Annotated in this window: 18 protein-coding genes and 1 pseudogene; 7 read left to right on the top strand and 12 right to left on the bottom strand. The window is 71.7% G+C overall.

What is annotated here, in order from left to right; all coding sequences use genetic code 11:
* Window positions 1-8 precede the first annotated feature (8 nt).
* Window positions 9-1196: a xylose isomerase gene (gene xylA, locus KIF24_RS05185; protein ID WP_221082972.1), complete on the bottom strand. Its 1188-nt coding sequence runs from the start codon at window positions 1194-1196 to the stop codon at window positions 9-11.
* A 49-nt stretch (window positions 1197-1245) separates the two neighbouring features.
* On the opposite strand from xylA, the pseudogene KIF24_RS05180 reads away from it, so the two are divergent.
* Window positions 1246-2504: pseudogene (locus KIF24_RS05180) on the top strand (ROK family protein).
* A gap of 185 nt (window positions 2505-2689) precedes the next feature.
* Here KIF24_RS05180 and KIF24_RS05175 read toward each other — a convergent pair.
* Both KIF24_RS05175 and KIF24_RS32210 read right to left on the bottom strand, forming a co-directional pair.
* Window positions 2690-3247, bottom strand: a complete 558-nt coding sequence (locus KIF24_RS05175; RefSeq protein WP_230414880.1) for a MarR family winged helix-turn-helix transcriptional regulator — start codon at window positions 3245-3247, stop codon at window positions 2690-2692.
* Window positions 3248-3551: 304 nt separating this feature from the next.
* Window positions 3552-3920 carry a hypothetical protein gene (locus KIF24_RS32210; RefSeq protein ID WP_230414879.1) on the bottom strand — a complete coding sequence of 123 codons (369 nt, stop codon included), beginning with the start codon at window positions 3918-3920 and terminating at the stop codon, window positions 3552-3554.
* Window positions 3921-4186: 266 nt separating this feature from the next.
* Here KIF24_RS32210 and KIF24_RS32205 point away from each other — a divergent pair, with 266 nt between their 5' ends.
* Window positions 4187-4456: a SpoIIE family protein phosphatase gene (locus KIF24_RS32205; RefSeq protein WP_230415237.1), complete on the top strand. Its 270-nt coding sequence runs from the start codon at window positions 4187-4189 to the stop codon at window positions 4454-4456.
* Between the two features lie 10 nt (window positions 4457-4466).
* Here the strand turns inward: KIF24_RS32205 and KIF24_RS05165 are convergent, their stop codons facing one another.
* The 7 genes from KIF24_RS05165 to KIF24_RS05135 all read right to left on the bottom strand — a co-directional run bounded on the left by KIF24_RS05165 (window position 4467) and on the right by KIF24_RS05135 (window position 13298).
* On the bottom strand, window positions 4467-5951 hold the full coding sequence (locus KIF24_RS05165) for a sugar transferase (protein ID WP_221082971.1): 1485 nt from the start codon (window positions 5949-5951) through the stop codon (window positions 4467-4469).
* 209 nt (window positions 5952-6160) lie between these two features.
* Window positions 6161-7924: a substrate-binding domain-containing protein gene (locus KIF24_RS05160; RefSeq protein WP_221082970.1), complete on the bottom strand. Its 1764-nt coding sequence runs from the start codon at window positions 7922-7924 to the stop codon at window positions 6161-6163.
* 145 nt (window positions 7925-8069) lie between these two features.
* Window positions 8070-9107, bottom strand: a complete 1038-nt coding sequence (locus KIF24_RS05155) for a lactonase family protein (protein ID WP_221082969.1) — start codon at window positions 9105-9107, stop codon at window positions 8070-8072.
* Window positions 9108-9212: 105 nt separating this feature from the next.
* A complete protein-coding gene (locus tag KIF24_RS05150) occupies window positions 9213-9815 on the bottom strand; it encodes a GTP-binding protein (RefSeq protein WP_221082968.1) in 603 nt (200 codons plus the stop codon).
* Window positions 9796-10185 (bottom strand): DUF742 domain-containing protein, encoded by a 390-nt coding sequence (locus tag KIF24_RS05145; protein ID WP_221082967.1) that lies wholly within the window; start codon window positions 10183-10185, stop codon window positions 9796-9798. Before KIF24_RS05145 ends, KIF24_RS05150 begins: the two co-directional genes overlap by 20 nt.
* On the bottom strand, window positions 10175-10594 hold the full coding sequence (locus KIF24_RS05140; protein WP_221082966.1) for a roadblock/LC7 domain-containing protein: 420 nt from the start codon (window positions 10592-10594) through the stop codon (window positions 10175-10177). Before KIF24_RS05140 ends, KIF24_RS05145 begins: the two co-directional genes overlap by 11 nt.
* 37 nt (window positions 10595-10631) lie before the next feature.
* Window positions 10632-13298, bottom strand: coding sequence for an ATP-binding protein (locus KIF24_RS05135; protein ID WP_230414875.1), 2667 nt, complete (start codon window positions 13296-13298; stop codon window positions 10632-10634).
* Window positions 13299-13608: 310 nt separating this feature from the next.
* Here KIF24_RS05135 and KIF24_RS05130 point away from each other — a divergent pair, with 310 nt between their 5' ends.
* From KIF24_RS05130 to KIF24_RS05120, 3 genes are all read left to right on the top strand, one after another.
* Entirely contained in the window at window positions 13609-14202 is a 594-nt protein-coding gene (locus KIF24_RS05130) for a hypothetical protein (protein WP_221082965.1), read from the top strand.
* Window positions 14203-14212: 10 nt separating this feature from the next.
* Window positions 14213-15172, top strand: a complete 960-nt coding sequence (locus tag KIF24_RS05125) for a hypothetical protein (protein WP_221082964.1) — start codon at window positions 14213-14215, stop codon at window positions 15170-15172.
* A gap of 124 nt (window positions 15173-15296) precedes the next feature.
* The gene (locus KIF24_RS05120; RefSeq protein WP_221082963.1) at window positions 15297-15680 is read left to right on the top strand and encodes a hypothetical protein; all 384 of its coding nucleotides are present in this window, start codon (window positions 15297-15299) and stop codon (window positions 15678-15680) included.
* A gap of 181 nt (window positions 15681-15861) precedes the next feature.
* On the opposite strand, the gene KIF24_RS05115 is transcribed toward KIF24_RS05120, so the two are convergent.
* Entirely contained in the window at window positions 15862-17670 is a 1809-nt protein-coding gene (locus KIF24_RS05115; RefSeq protein ID WP_221082962.1) for a glycoside hydrolase family 6 protein, read from the bottom strand.
* A 530-nt stretch (window positions 17671-18200) separates the two neighbouring features.
* Here KIF24_RS05115 and KIF24_RS05110 point away from each other — a divergent pair.
* Together KIF24_RS05110 and KIF24_RS05105 are read left to right on the top strand one after the other, a co-directional pair.
* Complete coding sequence (locus tag KIF24_RS05110) at window positions 18201-19256, top strand: hypothetical protein (protein WP_221082961.1); 1056 nt, start codon at window positions 18201-18203, stop codon at window positions 19254-19256.
* On the top strand, window positions 19240-19947 hold the full coding sequence (locus KIF24_RS05105) for a class F sortase (protein ID WP_221082960.1): 708 nt from the start codon (window positions 19240-19242) through the stop codon (window positions 19945-19947). The genes KIF24_RS05110 and KIF24_RS05105 overlap by 17 nt, the downstream gene beginning before the upstream one ends.
* A 79-nt stretch (window positions 19948-20026) precedes the next feature.
* Here the strand turns inward: KIF24_RS05105 and KIF24_RS05100 are convergent, their stop codons facing one another.
* Window positions 20027-25072 (bottom strand): NAD-glutamate dehydrogenase, encoded by a 5046-nt coding sequence (locus tag KIF24_RS05100; protein ID WP_221082959.1) that lies wholly within the window; start codon window positions 25070-25072, stop codon window positions 20027-20029.
* Window positions 25073-25273 lie beyond the last annotated feature (201 nt).

Here is a 25273-nt window from a genome sequence, read left to right as displayed (position 1 = left end):
CGACCGCCTCAGCGCGCGCCGAGCACGTGCTCGACGGCGAGTTGGTTCAGCCGGACGAAGCCGAAGCCACGGGCGGCGGTCGCCTCGACGTCGAACTCCTCGAAGGCGGCGGTGTCGGCGAGCAGTTCGGCGTAGCCCTCGCCGTCGCCCAGGGTCGGTACGGCCAGTTCGTCGACCTTGCTCGCGGCGAGCGCCTCGGCCACCTCCGGGTCCGCCCGGAACGCCGCGGCCCGCTCCTTGAGCAGCAGGTAGGTGCTCATGTTCGCCGCGGCCGAGGCCCAGACCCCGTCGATGTCCTCGGTGCGGGACGGCTTGTAGTCGAAGTGCCGCGGCCCGTCGTACGCCGGACCGCCGGCCGGACCGCCGTGTTCCAGCAGGTCGACCAGGGCGAACGCGTTGAGCAGGTCGCCGTGGCCGAAGACCAGGTCCTGGTCGAACTTGATGCCCCGCTGGCCGTTGAGGTCGATGTGGAACAGCTTGCCCTGCCAGAGCGCCTGGGCGATGCCGTGGACGAAGTTCAGCCCGGCCATCTGCTCGTGGCCGACCTCCGGGTTGACCCCGACCCGGTCCGGGTGGGCCAGGGTGGAGATGAACGCGATGGCGTGGCCGACGGTGGGCAGCAGGATGTCGCCGCGCGGCTCGTTGGGCTTCGGCTCCAGGGCGAAGCGCAGGTCGTAACCGCGGTCGACGACGTACTGGCAGAGCAGGTCGACGGCCTCACGGTAGCGCTCCAGCGCGGCCTGGACGTCCTTGGCCACGTCGTACTCGCCGCCCTCCCGGCCGCCCCACATGACGAAGGTACGGGCACCCAGCTCGGCGGCGAGGTCGATGTTGCGCAGCACCTTGCGCAGCGCGTAGCGGCGGACGCTGCGGTCGTTGCTGGTGAATCCGCCGTCCTTGAAGACCGGCTGCTGGAAGAGGTCGGTGGTGACCATCGGCACCACCAGACCGGTCTCGTCGAGCGCCTTGCGGAACCGGGCGATCTGGGCGTCCCGCGAGGCGGTGTCCGCGCCGAACGGGACGAGGTCGTCGTCGTGGAAGGTGACGCCGTACGCGCCGAGCTCGGCGAGCCGGTGCACCGACTCCACCGGGTCCAACGCTTCTCGGGTGGCGTGGCCGAACGGATCGCGGCCCTGCCAGCCGACCGTCCAGAGCCCGAAGGAGAACTTGTCGGCAGGAGTGGGACGGGGTGCCATGGCAGACCTCCGGTGGTGTCGTCCGCTATTTGTTCAGTGGTTGAATTAAATGACCACGATGTGGCAGTGTCAAGGGGTGACCCGACCAGCAGCGCCCGTCGGTGCGGTGCGGCAGGGCAGCCTGCGCGAACTGAACCTCGCCCTCGTGCTCGGCCGGATCGCCGCCGCCCGCCGCCCGCCGTCACGGGCCGCGCTGGCCGCCGAAACCGGCCTGACCCGGGCCACCGTCTCGGCCGTGGTGGAGGATCTGGTCGCCGGCCGGCTGGTCACCGAGGCCGAGCCGACCCCGCGCGCCGGCGCCGGCCGCCCGGCCCGCGGCCTCGTGCTCGCCGACGACGGCCCGGCCGGGCTCGGTCTGGAGATCAACGTCGACTACCTGGCCGCGTGCGTCGTCGATCTCGCCGGTGAGGTTCGCCACCACACGATACGCCGGGCCGACCTGCGCCCTGTCTCGCCCGCCGACGCGCTGGGCCGGCTCGCCCAGCTCGCCGCCCGAGCCCGCGCCGACGCCGAGGCACAGGGCCTGACCCTGGCCGGTGCGGCGCTCGGCGTGCCGGGGCTGGTCGACAGCGCCGGCCGGGTACGCCTCGCGCCGAACCTGGGCTGGCGGAACGTGCCGGTGCCGGAACTGCTGGCCGGCCATCCCCCGCTGACCGAGACGGTCGTCGGCGTGCCGGCCCTGGTGGTGGACAACGAGGCCAACCTCGCCGCCCTCGGCGAGTTGCACGCCGGGGGCGGCCCGGGCAGTTTCCTGCACATCTCCGGCGAGGTCGGCATCGGCGCCGGAATCGTCCTCGACGGTGCGTTGTTCCGGGGTGCCCGCGGCTGGAGCGGCGAGATCGGACACATCCCGGTCCGGCCGGACGGACCGCCCTGCCGTTGCGGCGGCCGTGGCTGCCTGGAGCTCTACGCCGGGCAGGAGGCGATCCTGTCCGCCGCCGGCCTGGTCGGCGCCGACCTGCCCGCGGACACGGCCCCGACCCGGCTGGCCCAACTCGCCGAGGCCGGGCAACCAGCCGTGCTGCACGCCCTCGCCGAGGCGGGAACCGCGATCGGGGTCACCGTGGCCAGCGTGGTCAACCTGCTGGACCTCGACACCGTGGTGCTCGGCGGTGGCTACGCCCCGCTCACCCCGTGGCTGCGGCCACCGGTGCTCGCCGAGATCGAGCGCCGGGTGCTCACCGCGGCCTGGTCACCGGTCACCGTCCGACCGGCCTCCTCGGCGCCACCGCCGCCGCGGTCGGCGCGGCCGGTTCGGTGGTGCGTCGGATCATCGCGCGTCCGGCCGGCTGGCTGGCCCGGCTCTAGGCCAGCTCCGGGCCTGGGCCGAGGTCCTCGGTGGAGCCGAGGCGGAGGCCGGCACGGCGGCAGCGCCCGCCGCCGACGGCTCGGCGGCAGCGCCCGGCGACGCCTCGGTGCCCTTACCCGAAGGCAACCACCCCGTGATCCGCGGAGTGCGGACGAGGCCCCGGCTCACCTGCCCAGGCGACAGGTCAGGCCGTCCGGAACACGGAGGCGGCCTCCCCTGCCGGCCAGCCCCGCGACGACGGGTCGACTCCGCCCCGGGCCTCGGGCAGCCGCTTCGCGTGTGCTTCCCCGGGCTCGGGCACCAGCGGCGACACCGGCTGGACGACCCGCGCCCGGGCCGCCTCGTCGAACTCCCGCAGCCCTCGCAGCAGCGCCTCGCGAGCCTCGGGACTCATGTCGGAGAGGATCTCCGCCAGGTGCTGGCGACGATCCTCACGCAGCTCGGCCAGCAGCCGCCGGGCCTCTGCGGTCAGGTGCAGCGAGATCTCCCGCCGGTCGGCGCGACCCGGCTCCCGCTCCAGCATCCCGGCGGCGACCAGCCGGTCGCAGAGCCGGCTGGCCGAAGAGAGCAGCATGTCCAGACCGGCGGCGAGCCGGCGCAGGTTGATCCCGTCCTGCCGTTCGACGAGCATGACCGCACGGAGCTGGGCGGTGGAGATGCGGTTGGCCGTCCGCTCCCGCGCGCCGTCCCACACGGTCAGGAGGGCGCCTGCCGCGGCGTCCAGCTCGGCCGCCATACTCATCTCGGGTCCCGATGGACCATGCAGTTCCGCCATGGTGGGCCCGAGCGTACTCCGATTCTGTGGGTGAATGGGCTCGTGATCAAGGAGAGACCATGAGCGAACCGGTCGACCTGGCCCGCGCCGCCTGCACCGACGCCCCCGTGGATCTCCTCGTCACGCGCATCGCGGCGCTGCTGGAGCGGGAGTACGGCATCACCGACACCGAGCTTCTCCAGGTCGACTACCGGCTGGCGGCACTGATCACACTCACCGGCGGGGACGAGGTGACGGCGCCCGGACATCCCGCCTGGCGGTGCTTCGACCATCAGAGCCCGAGGTACGCCGACGGCACCGGATACCTGCCGGTGAGCATGCGCGGGGAACAGCGTGGTGTGCTCCGGGTCGGGCCGGTCGCCGACGAGCGGCACCTGGCCGAGTTGGCCGACATCGCCACCGCGCTGGCGCACGAACTGACCGCCGTCGACGCCGGCACCGACGTGTACCGCGTGGCCCGGCGCAGCCGGCGGCTGACCCTGGCGGCCGAGATGCAGTGGGAGTTGCTGCCGGGGCGCAGCCGTCTCCGCCCGTCCTTCAGCCTCGCCGGCCAGCTGGAACCGGCGTACGCGGTGCGCGGTGACAGCTTCGACTGGTCCGACGACGGCGAGCGGGTCTGGCTCGCGACGATCAACGGCATGGGTGAGGGGGTCGTCGCCTCGATGCTCACCACCCTTGCCACCGGCGCGTTGCGCAACGCCCGCCGGGCCGGCATCCCGCTGGCCGACCAGGCCGCGCTGGCCGACCAGGCGATCTACGACCTGCACCGGGGCGAGCAGCACTCGCCACCCTGCTGCTCGAACTCGACCTGCGCACCGGCCTGCTCACCGCCGTCGACGCCAGCTCGTGCTGCTGCGCGCCGGCGAGGTCAGCGTGCAGCCGCTGGAGGCGCAGTTTCCACTCGGCATGTTCGAAGCGACCAACTACCGGGAGCAGCACATCCAGCTCCAGCGCGGCGACCGGCTGTTCATGATCAGCGACGGGGTGGTCGACGCCACCGGACGCAACGTACGGTACGGCGAGACAGCACTCGACCGGATGTTGCGCCGGACGACGCCGATGACGCCGCTGGACGCGGTCCGTTCCCTCCTCGGCGACCTGCGGGCCTTCGTCGCCAGCGACCTCACCGACGACGCCGTCGTGGTCTGCCTGGACTGGTTCGGCCCGCAGCCGTGAGACGGTGGGGTCAGTACGCGCCGCGGCTGTTGACCACCGCGCCGAAGGTCTTCCACAGGATCGTCAGGTCGGCCGCCAGCGACCAGTTCTCCACATAGTAGAGATCGAGCCGGATGCCGTCCTCCCAGCTCAGATCCGACCGGCCGCTGACCTGCCAGAGCCCGGTCATGCCCGGCTTGACCAGCAGCCGGCGGGCGACGTCCCCGTCGTAGCGGGCGACCTCGGCGGGCAACGGTGGCCGGGGGCCGACCAGGCTCATCTGCCCCAGCAGGACGTTGACCAGTTGCGGCAACTCGTCCAGCGACCACTTGCGCAACAGCCGGCCGACGCGGGTCACCCGCGGGTCGTCCCGCATCTTGAACATCAGGCCGTCGGTCTCGTTGCGGGTGGCCAACTCCGCCAGCAGCGCGTCCGCGTTGAGGACCATGGTGCGGAACTTGAAGACCCCGAACTCCCGGCCGCCCTGCCCGACCCTGGTCTGCCGGAACAGCACGGGACCGCGGCTGTTCAGCTTGACGGCCAGCGCGATGACCGCCAGCAGCGGCAGCAGCAGGCCGAGCGCGACCAGCGACGCCGACCGGTCGACGAGCCCCTTCACCAGCTTGCGGGCACCGCGGAACTCGGGGGCCTCCACGTGGATCAGTGGCAGGCCGGCAACCGGACGGGTATGGATGCGTGGGCCCGCGACGTCGGTCAGTGCCGGGGCCAGCACCAGGTCGATGCCGGTGCCCTCCAACTGCCAGCCGAGTCGGCGCAGCCGGGTGGCGGTGAGTTCACCGCAGGCCGTGACGGCGACCGTGTCTGCGCCGATCGCCGCGGCGGCCTCGGGAATACCACGGAACGAACCGACCACCGGGACGTCGTCGAGTCGCTGGGCGACCGGAGCCAGCAGGGCGTCCGGGATGCAGGCACCGACGACCTGGTAGCCGGCGTACGGCTCGCGTCGCAGGGTGTGCACCAGCTCCAGCACGTGGGCGGTGTCGCCGACCACCAGCACCCGCCGCGACCAGCCCACTCCCTGCGAACGGGCCCGGTGCAGACGCTTTCGAGCGGCGAAGCGGGCCACCTCAAGACCGACCGTGCCGACGGCGAAGGAGATCGCCAGGAAGCCCCGGGAGACACCGACGTCGGCGACGTAACCCGCGATGGCGGTGGCGCCGGCCAGCCGGAGGCTGGCCATGCTCACCCGCCGGTACTCGTCCGCGCCGTAGCCGATCACCCGGTCGTCGTAGCAGCGCAGCACCTTCAGCGAGACGAGCCACGCCAGCACGAGCCCGGGGGCGACCAGGACGTACGGCACCGGCTCGCGGGGCACGGAATCACCGAATCGGGCAGCGTATCCGGCGAGCACTGCCACGGTCAGGACGGCGGCGTCCAGCACGACCAGGGCCCGCACGTAGGCCCGCTGGTCGGTGCGTACCGACCGCCTTGATGTCGAGAGGTGCTCCGGTCGCGATGACGGTCTGGCTGGGGTCAACAGCGTCGCCGAGGTCACCCGGCCCTCCCCTTCGCTCGCCGACGGCGCAGGTTGCCCGGCCCGGTCGGAGGCCGGATCTGCCGGTGCACGAACGACATCCTGCCCTGGCAACCACGACGACCGATTGCTTCGGACGTATTGCCGTCAGTTTCGGCGGCGGAGCGACCGGAAAGGGGCCGGTGGTACCGGTTTCTCCGGTGCCACCGCCCCCTTTCCTGAGTCTCTGCTCAGGCGGGTGCCTTGCGCAGCGCGATGGCCCGGAGGAAAATATCACCGATTTTGGTGGGGTCGGCGGCGACGAAGGCACCGCCGCCGGCGCTCTGCGCGATCGTGTCCAGCTCCGACTTGCTGACCTCGGTGCCGATACCGATGATGATCACCTGGATCGGCTGCTCCGGGTCCTTGATCCGCTCCAGCTCGGCGATCAGCTGCCGCTGCGAGATGCCGTCGGCGTCCTCGTTCTTGCCGTCGGTGAAGAGCACGATCGAGTTGACCTTGCCCGGCTCCCAGTTCTGCTGGACGTCCTTGTAGGCGGCCAGCAGGGTGTCGTACAGGCCGGTGTCGCCGCTTGACGAGACGACCTGGTCCAGGCCCCGCTCCAGTTCGCTGCGTTGGCGCGAGAGCGGACCGATGGGAACCACCTCGCGGTAGTCGCGCGAGCCCACCAGGTTGGTCGAGAAGACCCACAGGCCGATCGACCACGAGTCGTCGAACAGGTTCAGCCCGCGTCGGGCGGCTTCCGTGGTGACCTGCTGCCGGGTCGCCCCGTTGGCGGTCGGGACGGCGTTCTTCATCGAACCGGAGACGTCGATGATGCTCAGCATCCGGCCGGAGAGGGTGGCGATGGACCAGCTCGACACGGCCCGCTCCACCGCGTCGGGCGCCAGCCCGCCGGCGGCGATGCCGCCCTGCGGCGGGGGCGCGGCGGAGGCGTCGCCGCCGGCCGGGCTCGGCGCACCCTGCGGCGCGTTGAAGCCGGCGCCCCAGTTGCCGTCCGGCCCGCGCAGCGACTGCGCGGCCAGCTTGTCCTGGAACGATGCCGTGGTGAGCACCTCGAACAGCACCCGCGCGGCGGACGCCTTGGCCGGCTCGACGCCGGGCAGCACCGCGTAGGGGTAGTCCAGCGGCAACGGCGACGGCTTCAGGTAGAGCGCGGCCAGGGGCACCGGCGGCTGCTTGGCGTTGTACTCGATGACGTCCTCTTCGGAGAGCGCCGCCGCGCTGAGCGCGCTCGCCAGAGTGGTGGCGTCCGTGGCCGTCGGGAACTTGGCCAGCAGATCCTGGCGCAGCGCCGAGGAGCCCGAGGCCAGCGCGCGGAGCGCGCCGATGCGGTCCTGCTCGGCGGTCTCGCCGCCGGCGGACGCTGCGGCGGTCATCAGCGACAGCAGGCCGGACAGGCCGGCGGCGTCACGGGTCGGCTCCACGATGCCCGTCTTCAGCGGCCGGTCGCTGTTCACCCGGGTCAGCAACTCGGTCCAGCCGAGTTCCTTCTGCGGCCAACCCAGTCGGGTGGCGATCGGCTCGGGCATGGCGACCACCACCGGGCTGCTCGCCACGGACGCGCCGTTACCGGGTTCGAAGGCCGCCGCGCCACCGGTCTTGAGCCGGAGCAACCAGGTCGAGGAGTCCGGGATCCAGACGTCCGGACTCACCGCCGTGCCGCTCGCCTGCCCCACCCCGGCGAGGGTGGCGCCGTGTTTGGCCGCCACCACCGCGGCCACCTCGACCGGGTCGGAGGCCGCGACGGTCACGTCGATGCAGGTGCCGTCGACGGCGGCGCCTTTGGCCTCCCAGTCCGAAGCAGCCTGGTCGACCGCCGGGGCGAGCTCGGTCGCCACCGCGACGGACAGCTCGATCTTGCCCGAGCAGTCCTGGCCGGCAAGTTGGCGATAGCCCACCCACCCACCAGCGGTGACGACGAGCACGCCGACCGCGGCTGCGGCGGCGGCACCGTGAATACTTGAACGCATGCGATGGCGGCCTGATGACACGCAGACCATCTTGCGTACCCGACCGATGGACTGCCATGGCCGTTCGGACGAAAGTTACAGAGGAGAAACAGTTCACCACGATTCAGTTACTTTGAGTGATGAATCAGCGGCGCAATGTGGATAGATCCATACCTGAGGCCCACGATCAGGGCAGAACGCAAGTAGGACTCGCAACCGTCAATGGCTCGCCGACCGCCACCGGCACACCGGTCTCCCGATCGACGCGGAAGGTGCGCACCATGTCCGCCCGTTCGTCGGCCACGTAGAGGTGCTCCCCGGCGATCGCGAAGTGACGGGGCCACTCGCCGCCGGTCTCCACCTCCTCGACCAGTTCCGGCAGGCCCGCACCGAGAGCGAAGACCGTCACGGTACCCACGCCCCGGTTCGAGACGTAGAGGAACCGACCGTCCGGCCCGACGGCGACCTCGGACGGCTGGACGTGCCCGGCCCGGTCGCTGGCGTCGACCCGCCCCCGCTGGTGCAGGGCGCCGTCGTCGGTCAGCTGGTACGCCAGGACCGAACCGTCCAACTCGCCGGAGACGTAGCAACGTCGCCCGTCCGGGTGCCGGGCCAGATGCCGGGGCCCCACGCCGGGTGCCGTCCGCACCCGGGGAGCCCGGGGCACCAGGCGCCCCGAGGCGGCGTCCAGGTCGTACCGGTAGATCGAGTCGGTGCCCAGGTCGACCGCGAACAACGGCGCCCGGCCGGTGCCCGGCGAGACCATGTGCGCGTGCGCCCGCTCCTGACGCTCGGGGTCGGCCCCGCGCCCCTGGTGTTCCACCAGGTCGGTGCGCTCGCCGGGCGACCCCTGTGGGTCGAGCGGGAACACCGTCACGCTGCCGCCGCCGTAGTTGGCCACGAAGAGGTGCCCGCCGTCCGGCGCGACCGCCAGGTGACACGGCTCGGCCCCGCCGGTCGCCCACGAGCCGACCGCGGACAGGTCGCCGTCGGCACCGACCCGCCAGGCGCTGAGCTGACCGTCGGGCAGCTCGTTGACCGCGTACAGCACCGGCAGCATCGGATGGCGGGCGAGGAAGGACGGAGACGCGGTGACCGCCACCGTGCCCGGCGAACTCAGTTCGCCGGTGCGTGGATCACGCCGGGCGGCGACGATCCCGCTGGCCCGTCCCCCGCTCTGCGGGGTGTACCCGCCGATGTGAACGAACTCACCTCGACCTGCCACCGGACACCGCCCTTCGCTGACTCCTCCGTCGGTCCACCGGAACCCTTCCCCTGACGTCGGCGGGTTAGGCCTCCGATCCGCGACGCACCAGCGTCGCCCGCCGGTTCAGGCCGCCGGCACCGGCTCGCCCCGCTGCCGGGCGACGTGCTCGACCAGGGAGATCAGCACGGTCTTCCCGGACTGCCGGTCGCGGGCGTCACAGAGCACCATCGGCACGTCGGGGTCGAGGTCCAGGGCCCGACGCACGGCCTGAAGACTGAACCGCCGGGAGTCGTCGAAACAGTTCACCCCGACCACGAACGGAATCCCGCGCTGCTCGAAGTAGTCGATCGACGGGAAGCTGTCGGCCAGCCGGCGGGTGTCGGCGAGCACCACCGCGCCGAGCGCCCCGAAGGCCAACTCGTCCCAGAGGAACCAGAACCGGTCCTGTCCCGGCGTGCCGAAGAGGTAGAGCTGCAGGTCATCGTTGATGGTGATCCGACCGAAGTCCATCGCCACCGTGGTCGTCGACTTGGTCTCCACCCCGGAGATGTCGTCGGTGTCGATGCCGGCCCCGGTCAGGATCTCCTCGGTCTGCAACGGCCGGACCTCACTCAACGCGCTCACCAGCGTCGTCTTGCCGGCGCCGAAGCCGCCGGCGACGAGGATCTTCAGCGCGATCGGCACCCGAAGGCCCCGCCGCTCGCCGTCATAACGCACGGAGTCCATCGACCACCGCCTTGAGGATGTCGTTGTCGGGCAGGTACGTGGCACGCGGCGGCTGGTGTATGTCGACCAGTCCCCGGGACAGCAGATCATCAAGTAGCACCCGGACCACCCCGACGGCCAGATCCAGGTCGGCGGCGAGTTCCACGACCGGGGTGCCCCGGCCGGCCAGTTCCACCAGCAGCCGGTGCTCCGGGTGCAGCTCCGGATAGGCGGCGAGATCCGGGTCCGGCTTCGCGAACACGTACGCGACCAGGTCGAATCCGTCCGCGCTGTGCCGGACCCGTCCCCCGGTGAGCGTGTACGGTCGCACCACCGGCCCGGCCTCGTCATCGAGCCACTCGTGTTGGTGCCCCGGCAGGTCACTCCGCATCGGCGGCACCCACCGACGCCCGGGCCGGCACCCCGAGGTTCTCACCCACCCGGGTCACCAACATCGCCATCTCGTACGCCACCAGGCCGATGTCCGCGTCGGCATCGCTGGCGACCGCCAGGCACGCGCCCTGCCCCGCCGCCGTCACGAAGAGGTACGCCGACTCCATCTCCACCACGGTCTGCCGGACCGGCCCGCCGGTGAGCTGCCGGCTGGCGCCCCGCGCCAGGCTGGACAGGCCGGAGGCCAGGGCGCAGAGGTGCTCGGCGTCGGCCCGGTCCATTCCGGCGGAGGAGCCCAGCAGGAGTCCGTCCGCCGACAGCACCACCGCCTGCCGGGCGGTCGGCACCCGCTCCAACAGATCGTCGAGCAACCAGTCGAGATCTGCGCGCTGCCTCGTGGATTGCATCAGGCATCCCTCTCAGTCGCGGTGGGGGGTTCCACAGTCACCGGCTCGGCACCCGGCGAGGGCTCTGCCTGCCCGGTGCTCCGGTCCTGGCGTACCGGAGCGGACCCGACCCGTCCGGTCGGATCCACGGCTGGCGAGCCGGGCCCGGTGGGGGCCTCTGTGCGGGCTGCGGCCGACCGACCCCGGGCGGTACCCGCCTGCAGGGCCGACATGACCCGACGCGCCTCCTCAGGGCTGCGCGACGCCGGATCGCGGGGCGGCCGGGCCGGCGTCCCGGACACCACCACCGGTTGCCGCACCGTGGGGCCGTCGATCGCCGTCCGCGCGGACCGGGCTGCCACCGCCGGCAGTTGGACCGTCGGCGCCTCCACCGCGACGCGATCGCCGCCGGCTCCGGCCGCCGCGGCACGCGGTGCCGGAGCCGGGCCGGCCGACACCCCGGCAGCGGGCACCCCCGCGCCGGCCGGGTCGACGGCCGGCCCGGCGGCGGACGAACCAGCCGTGGCCGACGAACCGGTCCGGTCACGCCGGCGGATCCGGCGGGGCAGACCGTCGGCCTCGGCCGGACCGACGGTCGAGCCATCGGTCGGCGCGGCCGGGCGTCGGTCGGATGCCGGGGCGTCGGAGGACGCCGCCAGCCGTGGGCGGCCGGGCGGCGCCGGTTCCGGGCGCGGCCCTGAGCGGGCGCGCGGCCGGGGATCGCGGTCAGTCGCGTCGCCCGGGCCAATCGCCGTTGTTCCGGGGAGGCGGCCCGGTCGTCGGTCGCCGGCGCTGCCGGGCCGGGCAGCGACGACGGTTCCTCGGTGATCAACTCGGTGGGGATCAGCACCACCGCGGTGAGGCCGGCGCCTTCCGACGGGCGCAGCCGGACCCGCACATCATGCCGGGCGGCGAGCCGCGCCACCACGAAGAGCCCGAGCCGGACGGTCTCGACGGGGTCGAACTCCGGCGACCGGGCCAGCTTGCGGTTGGCCTCCTCGATGGCCGCCGCGGTCATGCCGAGGCCCTGATCGCAGATGGACAGGGCGTACCCGTTGGCGACGTGCTCACCCACGATCTCCACCCGCGACCCGGGCGGGGAGAATGTCGTGGCGTTCTCGATCAACTCGGCGAGCAGGTGGATGACGTCACCGACCACCCGGCCCACCGTGCCGGCGGGTTGCACGGTGGTGATGTCGACCCGGTCGTACGACTCGACCTCGGAGATCGCCCCGCGGATCAGGTCCACCATGGCGACCGGGTTGCGCCAGCCGCGGCCGGGCGCGGCGCCGGCGAGGATGACCAGATCCTCCGCGTGCCGGCGCAGCCGGGTGGCCAGGTGGTCGACGCGGAAGAGCTCGGCCAGGTGGTCCGGATCCTCGGCGTCGCGCTCCATCCGGTCGAGCACGGCGAGTTGCCGGTGCACCAGGCCCTGACTGCGCCGCGCGATGTTGAGGAAGACGTCGTTGAGCCCGCGGCGCAGACTCACCTCGACCATGGCCGAGCGGATCGCGACCTTCTGCACCTCCGTGAACGCCTGCGCGACCTGGCCGATCTCGTCGGCACCCCGGTCGGCCACCGACGCCTCCCGGGCCACGTCCACCTGCTCACCCCTGCGCAGCCGGGCCACCACGTCCGGGAGCCGCTGTTCGGCGTCCTTCAACGTGCCGCGAACCAGGGTCAGCCGCTGGGCCAGGGACCGGCCGACCCGCACCGCCACCACCAGGGAGAGCACGACGGCGATCAGGCCGAGCAGCCCGGCAGCGGCCAGCCGGGCCAGGGTGCGTACCGCCATCGGCACGGACCGGTCGGCCAGCGCGTCGGCCTGGGTCAGCTCGAAGTCCCGCAGCGACCGCTGCACCGTGTCGTAGCTGGTCTGCCACGCCTGCGCGTCGATCCCGGGCCGGGCCGAGCCGCTGGCCGCGACGAGATCGTCCTGCATCGCCCGCAGCCGCCCGAACGCATCCTGCTCGGTCAGTCGCTGGTACGCGGCCCGGTCCGCCTCGGGCAGGTCTGCCACTGCGGCCTCGGCCAGGAACCGCTGGTTGCCGATGCCCTGTACGAGCAGGGTGTGCTCGCCGTCGGCGAACCCGCCGGCGGTCAGCGCACCGGCCAGCAGCGCGTCGGTCTGCCCCAGCAACTCCCGCGACCGACCGAGGTCCGTCAGGGCCAGCGCCTCCCGGTTGAGGTCGTGATCCGGGAGGTTCGCCAGGGCGGAGAACGTCCGGAACGCGGCCGAGATCGTTCCACTGTAGAAACCGATCACGCCGGGGCGGTCCAGGTCCCGGCGGTCGATGAAGCCGCGTCCCGCGGGCAGCGCGTCCAACTCGCCCATCAACCGGTCCAGCCGGAGTTCGAGCAGTTCGCCGGCGGCGTCACGCAGCTTGTCGCCGGCCACCCGGCGGCGCAGCTCGGCGATTGCCGTGTCGGTACGGGCCCGCTGGTCCACCAGCGCCGGCAGCACGCAGTTGCTCGGCGGCTGGCCGCACTCCGTGCGGGGCGAGGCGAGGAACACCACCGACAGCCGCCGCTCCCGTTGCAGCTCGGCCACCACCGTCTCGCCCGGTCTGCCCAGGTCGTAGAGGAGGGTCCGGGCGGCGAGCAGGTCGAGCGCCGGCCCGAAGGTGAGCGTGGTCGCGAATATCCACAGTGCCAGTAGCGCGGTCACCGGCACGACGACCAACGCGGTCAGCTTCGAGCGGATCGGCCAGTCGCGGGTGTTCAATCGGACCTCGCCCGGAAGGGTGGCTGGAAGGGCTCCGGCACGGCCGGGCAGCGCCGTCGCCGACGCGCGCCCCGGCTGCCCGCCGGGACGCCGGCTCGGGCGCCTTGGGCAGGATACGTAATCCGAGCCGGACGCACTACCGTCCGTCGAGACTACCGGTACGTTGCCGAACGTCCGGGTGCCGCACACCCTGTCGGTTTCCGGTGACCGGCCGCCCCTGCGGCCAGGGCGGGGTTGGGCCAGGAAAGTGTTCCGGAACGGGATTGGCGATCAGTGTGGGGAGGGAATACCTGCAGGCGAAGGAGGAGCCATGTCGCCCACGCAGATAGTCGTCACCGTCCTTGTCATCCTGGTGGTCGCCGCCGTCGCCGCGGCCTTCGTCGTGGCCGGCCGCCGCCGGGCGCTCCGGCAGCGTTTCGGTCCGGAGTACGACCACGTCGTCGCCGAGCAGGACAGCCGCGGCGCGGCCGAGCGGGAGCTGCGGGACCGGGAACGCCGGCACGCCGAACTCGAACTGGTCCCGCTCGACCCCGAAGCCCGCGCCCGGTACGCCGAGGCATGGGAGGAACTCCAGGTACGTTTCGTCGACTCCCCCGCCGAGACCGTCGGTCAGGCCGACGAACTGGTCACCCGGCTCGTGGCCGAGCGGGGCTACCCCACCGGTGAGTTCTCCGACCAGATCGCTCATCTCTCGGTCGCGCACGCCCGCACGCTCGGCCACTACCGGGACGCCCACGAGATCCACCTGCGCAACTCGCGGGGCGAGGCCAGCACCGAGGACCTCCGCCAGGCCGTCGTCCACTACCGCGCCCTCTTCGCCGACCTGCTCGGCGAGGAGCCGGCCGAGGCCGGGACGCCGGAACAGCGCCACCCCGACGCCGCCCACGACGCCACGAACCGCTGAGGAGACCACCATGCGGCAGGAAGAGCAACAGCTCAACAACGACCACCCGGAGGCCGTCCGCTCCGATCCGGTGGAAGTACCGTCCAACCCGGAGGACCGGAACGTGACCGAGGACGTCGACGCCGTCGACGAGCCGGCGGACCGTGACCGGTCGGAGGCCGCCGACCGGGCCCGCCCGTGGGACGGCCGTCCGGGCGGCGACCCGGATCAGTCCGACGTCAACGAACCGGCCCCCGTGCCGACCGCCTTCGGCGCGACCACCGTCGGTGGGGCGGTCGCCGCGTCCGCACTGGCCGATCCGCGCCCCGAGAACGAGCCCGACCCGCGCGAGGAGAGCACCGCGCAGCCGGGCGACGGCGCGGTCGACGGTGACCGGGTGGGACGGCGCGCGGACCCGACCGCCGAGTTCGACCGGGATGACGACGACCTGGCCGACGACCTCGACGACACCGACGTGGCGTCGCCGGCAGCGGTCGCCGACCGGACGGACGCGCACCGGGCGGGCGACCGCCGCACGGACGACGATGTGGACGGGCAGCCCGGCGTGACCGGGGCCGGGCCGCCGTCGCCGGAGACGACACCTCGCGCCGACGACGTGGCGGCGGCCGGTGGAGCCGGCTACGGCAGCGCCACCCCGACGATGGTCGATCCGGACGCCGAGCCGCGCAACGACGGTACGCCCGAGGCGGCCGTGCCGGCCGGGGCGGCGACCCTGTTCGACGACGGGACGGCGCAGGGGTTCCGGGACCGCTGGCGCGACGTCCAGCTGCGTTTCGTGGACGACCCCCGGGCGGCGGCCGGTGAGGCGCAGTCCCTGGTCGACGAGGCGATGCAGGCCCTGTCCGCCGCGCTGGCGGAGCACAAGGACAAGCTCGGCGGCTGGCAGCAGGCCAGCTCGACCGACACCGAGCGGCTACGGATGGCCGTACGCGAGTACCGGGACTTCCTCGACCGGGTGCTCGGCCGCTGACCGTCGACGAAGGGGGGCGTCCCGGATCGGGGTGCCCGCCTTCGCCCTGCCGCCGCCAGGCATGGCGACCCGCCACGGGGGTACCCGGGCCGGAGAGATCGCGGCAGTCAGGAGGGCAGCAACGATGACGGATCGTGACCGGGAACGGCCGCTGGAGGAGCGCCCCGAGGTGGCCGCGGCAGTGGACGACGACACCGCTGTCCCCCAGCTGATGACCGGAGGCGGGCCCGACCCGGACACCCCGGCCTTTACCGGACCGGACGACCAGACCGCCCGGGACGGATCCACCGAGGACATCATCGCCGACCCGTACGCGGCCGGCACGGGGGCGACGGGGACCGGCACCGGTGCCGGCGGGGACAACATCCGTACCGGTGCGGAGCAGCCCTGGGAGCCGGAGGATCTGGTGCTGGCGCGGGGTCAGGACCTCACCGCCGAGAACGTGGCACGGGCCCGGCGCGACCTGGACGAGATCGGTCGCGCGGCCATCGAGAAGACCGTGCCCTGACCACGCCCACGCCGAGCCCGCGCCGTGCGCGGTGGCCGGGTGGTGCATCCGGACGTCGCGCGGGTGGCAGCGGCGGGCGGCACGAGGGCCCTGGTCCGACCGGTGCGGTCGGACCAGGGGCCCGGGTGACCTGCCGCCGCAGCGCCTCACCTACTGTCGGCGGCGGGTGTGCCTCTGGCCGTCAGGACAGCGGCGGGTAGGCGTTCGCCATCAGCTCGGAGAGCTGCGCCGAGAACCAGGCGCCCGAGATCGGGGCGTCCGCCAGGGCACCGCTGGGGTTGTTGCCGTTGCGCTCGTTCCCGGTGTAGGTCGGGTCGCACATCCGGTCGAAGCCCTTGCCGTCGTTGTTGGGAATCTCGCGGCTGGAGCCGTCCGACTCACCCGGGGGCTTGATCCAGACGTACGCGTCGATGCCCGGCTCGGGCGCGGCCGTCGGCCGCTCGCCCAGACCCGCACCGGCCTGGTTGCACCAGTTGCCCTTGTGGATGCGGCGGTCGACCCGGCCACCGTCCACGTAGGCGTCCACGCTGGTCGTCGGGCCGGCACCGGTGGGCCGGGCGCTGCCGCCCCAGCCGTTGCGGGAGGTGTCGATCAGCATGCCGATGTTGCTGGCGAAGCCCTGCCCGATCAGTTCCTGGCGGAACGCCTGGGCGAAGGACAGCTCGTCGTTGTACTGGTTCCAGTCGATCCAGCTGGACTGGCGCACCGACTGCCCGTTGACGGAGTCGGTGACCAGCGCGTACGGCTCACGCAGGGCCGAGTAGTTCGCCGTGTTGACGATGAAACCGTGCACGTGGGCGGCGGTGGCACCGGAGGCACGCGAGGCGTCCCGCAGGATCTGGGCGCTCGGGGTGAAGTTGCTGTCCCAGCCGAGCCAGCCGTGGTGGCCGGCGTCGATGTAGTTGTAGACGTTCGGGATCGCGCCCAGCGTGGCGAGGGCGTAGCCGACACCCTCCACGTACGCGCCGTTGGCCTTGACCGTGTCGCACATCGCGGTGCCGCCCGCGTTGCCCGTGGTGTTGGTCACCAGGTTGGGCAGCGAGTCGATCTCGATGATGTTGATGATCCGCAGGTCGCGGTACTTCGCGTCACCCTGGATCGCCGCGATCGGGTCGATGTACTCGGCCTTGTACCTGGGCAGTTCGTCCGGCCCGAGTTCGCCGTTGGAGGCGAGCGCCGAGCAGTCGCGGCCGGGCAGGTTGTAGATCACGACCTGGATGTACTGGGCGTTCTGACGTAGCGCCTCGTCCAGGTGGTCACGCAGGCCCATCGGGCCGTTGGACTGGCTGTCCTCGGTGCCCTCGATCGCCGCGATCCGGTCCAGCCACACCCCGGTCGGAGTGTCCGAGATACGGCTACCACCGCTGACCGACTCGGCCTTCGCCTTCCACTCCGGGTTCACGTAGCCCTGGGCGTTCACGTACGGGTTGTCCACCTTGTTGCCGGGCGGCGGCGTGGTCGGCGGCGGCGTCGTGGGCGGCGGCGTGGTCGGCGGCGGCGTCGTGGGCGGCGGCGTGGTCGTCGGCGGCGTCGTGGGCGGCGGCGTGGTCGGCGGCGGCGTGCCGCCGTTGCAGGTCACCCCGTTGACCGTGAAGGAGGTCGGCCGCGGGTTGCTGCCGCTCCACGAGCCGTTGAAGCCGATGTTGGCGCTACCGCCGGTAGCCAGCGACCCGTTCCACGACTCGTTCTGCGCGGTGACGTTGCGGCCCGACTGGCTCCATCGGGCCGACCAGCCCTGCGTGACGCGCTGGTTGGCGTCGGGGAAGGTGAAGCCGAGCGTCCACCCGTTGAGCGGGTCGCCGATGTTCCGAATGATGATGTTGGCGGTGAAGCCGCCCGGCCAGTCGTTGGTCGTGTAGGCGACGTCGCATTGCGTCGCTGCGTGCGCCGCGGTGACCGGAAGCGTCACCAAACCGCCCGCGACCAGCGCGCTCGCGCCAGCCAGCGCGACGGCCCGGCGTCGGCCGGACAGCCTTCTCCACAGATTCATGCCACTGATCTCCTTGGGCGAGACCGGATCCGCGTACGGCCCGGCACGTGGCCCGAGGGCGCCCTGCATGGACGACCGCCGGTGCCAACGGGATTCTTCGGGAGCGCCCGACCCGGACGGGCGTTGGTGGTGGTGCGACGACCGGCAGGCCGGTCGGCGGCCAGGTGGTCGTCCGGTGAACCGGCTGCCCTCGACACCCTGCCTGTGCGGTGTGGCTCCCAACCGCGTGCTGCGATTCTTGCATGGGAGCGCTTCCATGGCAATGGTTCGATATTTTCGAAACCCTATCGGACAAACACCCCATACCGCCTTGCCTCGCCCAGCAGTCCACGAGCCAAAGCGGCACAGCGCCCGCCCAACCCTATCCCCGACAGGTCGGCACGGGCCCGTCAAGTGGCCCCGTGATCCCGCAAATCGAACTAATGGCAGAACACGAATTTTTCCCTGCATAAGTCATGAAACGGTCTAACGTCGGTTCTGGCTCGGTTGTTGCCGGCCGCAGGACAACCAGGGATGGAGTGACACAGGTCATGGCTAAGAAGATGCTGGGGAAGGTCGTTGCGGGTGCTGCCCTGGGCGGCGCTTCCCTGCTGGCGTTCGCGCCGTCGGTCGCGCTCGCCGACGGCCACCCACACGAGGAAGAGGGCAAGGTCTTCGCCAAGCCACACGCCGTCAAGGCCGGCGACGAGGTGAAGCTGGTGCAGATCTGCGCCGAGCCGCAGGAGGAAGCCTTCGTCTGGTCCAAGGTCACCGGCAAGGTCGAACTCAAGCCGGCACACAAGGGTGCGGACCGGGGCGACGACCGCGGGAGTTGGGCCGAGGAGGACGGCTCCTACGAGGACGGCAAGGACTGGCAGGACAGCAAGGACGGCAAGGACAGCAAGGACGGCAAGGACAGCAAGGACGCCGAAAACGGCGAGGACTGGCAGGGCGGCGACCGGCCGGAGGCGCACGAATCGGCGCCGCGGTCGGCCCCCAACGGTGCCGGGGGCGGCGCGGCCGCCGACGACATGGCCGACGACGCCAGCCGCGACTGGAAGGGCGAGGAGCACGGCCAGGACGCCGAAGGTGGCCGTGAGAAGAAGGACCACGAGCGCGACAAGCGCGAGTCGAAGGACCACGAGGGCGACAAGCGCGAGTGGACCGGCGAGGAGTCCGAGAGCGAGTGGAAGGGCCACGAGGGCGACAAGCGCGAGTGGACCGGCGAGGAGTCCGAGAGCGAGTGGAAGGGCTACGAGGAGAACGGCTCGGACGCCGGCGGCTGGTCGGGCGAGCGCGAGTGGACCGGCGAGGAGTCCGGCGAGTACGGCTCGGAGGACCGCTGGGAGCACAAGAAGGACTTCGTCTACTACGGCGAGGCCCTCGTCGCCGAGGACGCCAAGCCCGGCACGTACGAGCTGAAGGGCTCCTGCGGCGAGGGTGAGCTGGTCGTCCTGCCGAACGGCGGGGTCGACGGTGGTGACGGCGGCCCGGCCACCGGCGCCGACCGTGGCCTGGCCACCGCCGGGGCGAGCCTGGTCGGCGCGGCCACCCTCGGTGGCCTCGTGCTGATGCGCCGCCGCAGGGCCGATGAGTTCGCGGCCTGACGCGACGGTGAGAGGGGCCGACGGCCGCCACGGTAGACCGGGGCGCGCCGTCGGCGCCGCCGTCGTCGTCCTGCTCGCCATGGTCGGTTCCGGGCTGATCGGCGCCTCGCTGAAGACCGGCGGGGCGGTCCGTCCACCGCAGCCCCTGGCGCGGGTGGGCACGCCCGATCCGGCCCCGACCGCCCCCTTCGCGGACGCCGACCTCGATGGTGCGGAACCGGGTCCGGCGGGCCTGCCCCGCTCCGCACCCACCACGATCGACATCCCTCGCATCGGCGTCGCCGCGGACATCATGGCGCTGGGCACCAACGCGGACGGCACGGTCGAGGTTCCCCCGCTGGAACAGGCGCTGCTCGCCGGCTGGTACGAGCCCGGTCCGAGCCCGGGCGAGCCGGGCAACGCGGTCATCGTGGGGCATGTGGACTCGGCCGCGATCGGTCCCGCCGTCTTCTTCTCCCTCGGCGCCCTGCAGGCCGGCGACACCATCACCGTCAGCCGTGCCGACGGCCGGGCAGCCGCCTTCCGGGTCGACTCGGTGGCCTCGTACCCGAAGGACGCCTTTCCCACCGAACGGGTGTACGGCCCCAGCGATCGACCCGGGTTGCGGGTGGTCACCTGCGGTGGGCAGTTCGACGAGGCAACCGGCGACTACCCGGACAACGTGATCGTCTTCGCCTCGATGGTGGCCTGACCCACGATGGTGGCCTGACCCACCACGACCCGCGTGGCCCGGCATCGACACCGCCGGGCCACGCGGTGGGCGGCTGCGGTCAGCTCGCGGCGGAGGTGCGGACCAGGGTCCGGATCTGGCGCAGCAGCACCGACAGGGCCGCCAGGTCCGCCCGTGACTCGTCGAACTCGCCCATCGCCCGTTCGGCCCGGTGGATGGAGGTGGCGTTCGACTGCTCCCACTGCTGCACCCGCTCGTGCGGCGGGAGATCCCCCGGCGTGGAGTCGAGCACCTCCGCCGTGAGCGCGGCGAGCGCGGCGTACAGGTCGTAACGCAGCGCCATCCGGGCGAGGGTCTGCCACCGGTCCTCGCGGGGCAGCAACGAGATCTTCGACAGCAGCGAGTCCACCCGGAACCGGTCGGAGAGCACGAAGTAGATCGAGGCCACCTCGCTCACCTGCCGCTTGGTACCCGCGGCGGTCTCCACCACGTCCAGCAGGCCGAAGCTGTACATCAGGCGGGTGCTCCGCTCGGCCAGTTCGCGCGGCACGCCCCGCGCGGTCATCGAGTCGATGTGCGCCGCGATGGCCTCCCGCTCACGGCCGTAGAACAACGTCTCCAGTTCCGGCAGCAGGTGGGCCACCCCGTCGCGCAGCCGGGCGATCTCCGCCGGCACGTCGATCGGTGAGCGACGGTTGGTCACCAGCCAGCGCACCGCCCGGTCGAGCAGCCGCCGAGTGTCCAGGTAGACGCTGGTCTGCAACTCCGGATCGATCCGGCTGTCCAGCGCCTCGACCTCGGCCCACAGCTCGCGCAGCCCGAACACCTCCCGGACCACCACGTACGCCCGGATCACGTCGGCCGCCGACGCGGCGGTCTCCTCCACCACCCGGAAGACGAACGAGATGCCACCCCGGTTGATCGCCTCGTTGACCAGCACCGTTGTCACGATGTCGCGGCGTAGCCGGTGCCGGCCCATCCGGTCGGCGAACCGCTCCCGCATCGGCGTCGGGAAGTACTTGACCAGCACCTCGTTGGTCCACTCCTCGTCGGCCAGCCCGTCGGTGAGGATCTCCTTCTCCAAGGCGATCTTCACGTACGCGAGCAGCACCGCGAACTCCGGCGCGGTCAGGCCGGACTCGGCCCGGATCGCCAGTTCCTCGTCCGGCGGCAGCGCCTCCAGCGCCCGGTCCAGCGTTCCGGAACGCTCCAGGTCCGTGATCATCCGTCGGTGCACCGGCACCAGCGAGGTGGCCTGCGCCTGGGAGTTGTTGATCGCACGGGCCTGGTCGTAGTTGTCCCGCAACACCAGCTCGGCGACCTCGTCGGTCATCCGGGCGAGCAGTTCGTCCCGTTCGGGAACGGTCAGTTCACCATCGGCCACCGCGGTGTTCAGCAGGATCTTGATGTTCACCTCGTGGTCGGAGCAGTCCACTCCGGCGGCGTTGTCGATGAAGTCGGTGTACATCCGGCCGCCCGCCTGGGCGTACTCGATCCGGCCGTGCTGGGTGAAGCCGAGGTTGCCGCCCTCACCGACCACCCGGCAGCGCATGCTGCGGCCGTCCACCCGGATCGCGTCGTTGGACTTGTCACCCACCTCGGCGTTGGTCTGGCTGGCGGCCTTGACGTAGGTGCCGATGCCGCCGTTCCAGAACAGGTCGACCGGCGCGGTGAGGATCGCCTTCATCAACTCCTGCGGGCTCAGCTGCTCGACGTCGTCGTTCAGCCCGAGCACGGCACGGACCTGCGGTGACACCGGCACGGACTTCGCCGTACGCGGATAGATCCCACCACCGGCGGAGATCAGCTCGGCGTCGTAGTCCTCCCAGGTCGAGCGGGACATCTCGAACACCCGTTTCCGTTCGGTGTACGAGCTGGCCGCGTCCGGGTCCGGGTCCAGGAAGATGTGCCGGTGGTCGAAGGCGGCCACCAGCCGGATGTGCTCCGACAGCAGCATGCCGTTGCCGAACACGTCACCGGACATGTCGCCGACGCCGACCACGGTGAAGTCCTGGCTCTGGGTGTCGTGGCCCAGCTCGCGGAAGTGCCGCTTGACCGACTCCCAGGCCCCCCGGGCGGTGATGCCCATCTTCTTGTGGTCGTAGCCCGCCGAACCGCCGGAGGCGAAGGCGTCACCCAGCCAGAAGCTGTGCGCGACGGAGATCTCGTTGGCGATGTCGGAGAACGTGGCGGTGCCCTTGTCCGCCGCCACCACCAGGTACGGGTCGTCACCGTCGTGCCGCACCACGTCCTCGGGCGGCACGATCTCACCGGCCACGATGTTGTCGGTCACGTCCAGCAGCGCCGAGATGAACTCCTTGTAGCAGACGACGGCCTCGTCCCGGTCGCCCGGCTTCCGCTTGAGCACGAAGCCACCCTTGGCACCGACCGGCACGATCACGGCGTTCTTCACCATCTGCGCCTTGACCAGGCCGAGCACCTCGGTGCGGAAGTCCTCCCGCCGGTCCGACCAGCGCAGGCCACCCCGGGCCACCGGCCCGAACCGCAGGTGTACGCCCTCGAAGCGTGGCGAGTACACGAAGATCTCGAACTTCGGCCGCGGTGCGGGCAGCTCGGGAATCGCCTGCGGATCGAGCTTGAACGCCACGTACGGCTTGGGTCGTCCACCGACCGGCTTCTGGTAGAAGCTGGTCCGCAGGGTGGCCTGGATCAGGTTCAGGTACGACCGCAGGATCCGGTCCTGGTCGAGGCTGGCCACGTCGTCGAGCGCGGCCCGGATCTCCGTCACCAGCTCCGCGCTGCGGTGCTGCCGCTGCTCGGTGGTGAGCCGGCCGGGCTCGAACCGCGCCTCGAAGAGCTGCACCAGCAGCGTGGCGACGCCCGGATAGGCGATGAAGGTCGACTCCATGTAGTCCTGGGAGAACACGGTCCCCGTCTGGCGCAGGTACTTCGCGTACGCCCGCAGCACCACCACCTGACGCCAGGTGAGCCCGCCGCGCAGCACCAGCTCGTTGAAGCCGTCCACCTCGGCCTCGCCCCGCCAGGCCGCCGCGAAGGCGTTCTCCACGTGCGGGCGCACCTCGGCCAACTGCTGGTGCCCCTCGGGCAGACGCAGCCCGAAGTCGTACAGCCAGATCCGGCCGTCGAGACGTTCCACCTCGTACGGGTGCTCGTCGACCACCTTCACACCGAGCGAGTGCAACACGGGCAGCACCGCCGAGAGCATCATCGGCTCGCCGTAGCGGTAGACCTTGAACCGGACGTCCATCGACTCGTCGAGGTCCGCCACCCGATCGGCGGGGCGGGGTGCCTGCTGCTTGCGGAACAGGTGCATCTCCAGCTGGCCGGGCTCCTCCAGCAGCTCCAGCTTGGCCAGGTCCTTCATCGCCTCGTACGGCGTGTGCCCGTCCTTGTAGCCCTCCGGGAACGCGTCGGCGTACCGGCCGAAGAGGTGCTTGGCCTGCTCGTCGCCGAGCTTGCGCTCCAGCACCAGCCGGTAGTCGTCGTCCCACAGCCGGGTGGCGTCGGCCAGTTCCTCGGCGAGCAGGTCGGCGTCGATGTCGCCGGGTGGGCTGGTCGGGTCGGTGCGGACGATGAAGTGCACCCGCGCCAGCATCGACTCGGTCACCCGGGTGGTGTAGTCCACCCCGACACCGTTCAGCTCGCGCAGCAGGATGTCCTGCATGCGCAGCCGGTTCTGGGTGGTGAAGCGGTCCCGGGGCAGGTAGATCAGGCAGGAGATGAACCGCCCGTATGCGTCCCGGCGCAGGAACACCCGCAGCTGCCGGCGACCGGCCATCCGCAGCACACCGATGACCGCGTGGTAGAGGTCGTCGGTCTTGATCTGGAACAGCTCGTCGCGCGGGTAGGTCTCCAGGATCTGCATCAGATCCTTGCCGGAGTGGCTGCGCAGGCTCAGCCCGGAACGGTCCAGCACCTCGGCGACCTTGCGCCGGACCACCGGAAGCTCCTGGACGCTGGTCCGGTACGCGGCGGTGGAGAACAGCCCCAGGAACCGCCGCTCGCCCACCACCTCGCCGTTGCCGTCGAAGATCTTGAAACCGATGTAGTCGAGGTACGCCGAGCGGTGCACGGTGGCCCGCGAGTTCGCCTTCGTGATGATCAGCAGGCGCTTCTCGGTGACCTTCTCGTGCGCCTCCGGCGTCATCGACGACAGGGCGCGGGCCTCCGGTGAGTCCTGCCGCAGGATGCCGAGCCCGGTGCCGAGCACCGCCTCCAGGGCGGGGCCGCCCTGGGCCGAGTCCGGCAGGAGACGGTACTCCCGGTAGCCGAGGAAGGTGAAGTGGTCGTGGGCCAGCCAGCGCAGCAGCTCCACCGAGTCGGTGATGTCCTTCTCCGGCACCGGCGGACGGTTGTCGCTGGTCCGCGCGGCGGCGAGTTCCTCGGCGAGGGCCAGCGCCCGCTGGCGCATCTTCGGCCAGTCCTCGACGGCCTCCCGCACGTCGGTGAGCACCCGCTGCAACTCGCGGCGCAGCTTGTCGCGCTCCTCCGGGGCGCGGACCGGGTCGATCTCGATCCGCATCCAGCTCTCGACCAGGTCGCCGGAGATCGCGTCGTCCGGTTCCACGTCGGCGGCGACCTCGACCAGCCGGCCCAACGGCTCCCGGCGCACCACGACCAGCGGGTGCACCAGCAGGTGCACGTCCAGGTGGTGGGTGTTGAGCAGGGCGGTCACCGAGTCGACCAGGAACGGCATGTCATCGGTGACGATCTCGACGACGCTGTGATGCTGCTCCGCGTCGGGTGAGTGGATCCGCAGCTTCAACTCACCCGGTACCCGCTGCCGGGCGAGTTCGCGATGCGCGCGGGCGGCGTCGAGCATCTCCTCGGCGGTGAACCCGATCAGCTCCTCGTCCGGCGCGAACCGCCAGAACCGGCCCACCAGGGTCGCCACGTCGTGGTCGTCGCCGGCCAGCGCGACCGCCTGGGCCACCAGGCGCTCGGCGTTGGGCACCGGCTCGTCGAGTTCGGCGTCCTCCACGTCGTCCGCCAGCGCCTCCGGCGGCAGACCCAGGTCGTAGAGGGTGTCGATACTCGAACCGGTCATCCCGGTCACCCCCGTGTCGAGCCCGTCCCCGTCGGTCGCCGTGTCGAAGCTGTCGTCCCGGCCGTCGTCAGTCTGCCGGAGGTCGGGTCCCGGTTTGATCGCCGGACGCCGGTCCATCGGTGCCACTCCCCTCGACCCACAACGCTGTGGGTCACTCTGCCGCCAGCCTAGGCCGACCGACCAGTTCCTCCGTCGGCGGACCACCGGCCGGACGTCCGGATCTCCGACGCCGTCCTTTCCCCCGTTGCGGTACGAGGTTCGGCCGGGTCCGGAGTACCCAGCCTGATGTTGTTCATCACACCGTCACGGGACCGTCTT

The sequence above is a fragment of the Micromonospora tarapacensis genome, from assembly GCF_019697375.1.
Taxonomy (GTDB): domain Bacteria; phylum Actinomycetota; class Actinomycetes; order Mycobacteriales; family Micromonosporaceae; genus Micromonospora; species Micromonospora tarapacensis.
Note: the sequence above shows the minus strand (reverse complement) of the source record. Positions and strands in the feature narration are given on the sequence as shown.

What these genes read in the sequence shown, in the direction of transcription:
- xylA (WP_221082972.1), bottom strand. Translation starts at nt 1,196, where the DNA reads ATGGCACCCCGTCCCACTCCTGCCGACAAGTTCTCCTTCGGGCTCTGG.
- KIF24_RS05175 (WP_230414880.1), bottom strand. Translation starts at nt 3,247, where the DNA reads ATGAGTATGGCGGCCGAGCTGGACGCCGCGGCAGGCGCCCTCCTGACC.
- KIF24_RS32210 (WP_230414879.1), bottom strand. Translation starts at nt 3,920, where the DNA reads ATGCCGTTGATCGTCGCGAGCCAGACCCGCTCGCCGTCGTCGGACCAG.
- KIF24_RS32205 (WP_230415237.1), top strand. Translation starts at nt 4,187, where the DNA reads ATGTTCGAAGCGACCAACTACCGGGAGCAGCACATCCAGCTCCAGCGC.
- KIF24_RS05150 (WP_221082968.1), bottom strand. Translation starts at nt 9,815, where the DNA reads ATGGACTCCGTGCGTTATGACGGCGAGCGGCGGGGCCTTCGGGTGCCG.
- KIF24_RS05145 (WP_221082967.1), bottom strand. Translation starts at nt 10,185, where the DNA reads ATGCGGAGTGACCTGCCGGGGCACCAACACGAGTGGCTCGATGACGAG.
- KIF24_RS05140 (WP_221082966.1), bottom strand. Translation starts at nt 10,594, where the DNA reads ATGCAATCCACGAGGCAGCGCGCAGATCTCGACTGGTTGCTCGACGAT.
- KIF24_RS05130 (WP_221082965.1), top strand. Translation starts at nt 13,609, where the DNA reads ATGTCGCCCACGCAGATAGTCGTCACCGTCCTTGTCATCCTGGTGGTC.
- KIF24_RS05125 (WP_221082964.1), top strand. Translation starts at nt 14,213, where the DNA reads ATGCGGCAGGAAGAGCAACAGCTCAACAACGACCACCCGGAGGCCGTC.
- KIF24_RS05120 (WP_221082963.1), top strand. Translation starts at nt 15,297, where the DNA reads ATGACGGATCGTGACCGGGAACGGCCGCTGGAGGAGCGCCCCGAGGTG.
- KIF24_RS05115 (WP_221082962.1), bottom strand. Translation starts at nt 17,670, where the DNA reads ATGAATCTGTGGAGAAGGCTGTCCGGCCGACGCCGGGCCGTCGCGCTG.
- KIF24_RS05110 (WP_221082961.1), top strand. Translation starts at nt 18,201, where the DNA reads ATGGCTAAGAAGATGCTGGGGAAGGTCGTTGCGGGTGCTGCCCTGGGC.
- KIF24_RS05105 (WP_221082960.1), top strand. Translation starts at nt 19,240, where the DNA reads ATGAGTTCGCGGCCTGACGCGACGGTGAGAGGGGCCGACGGCCGCCAC.
- KIF24_RS05100 (WP_221082959.1), bottom strand. Translation starts at nt 25,072, where the DNA reads ATGGACCGGCGTCCGGCGATCAAACCGGGACCCGACCTCCGGCAGACT.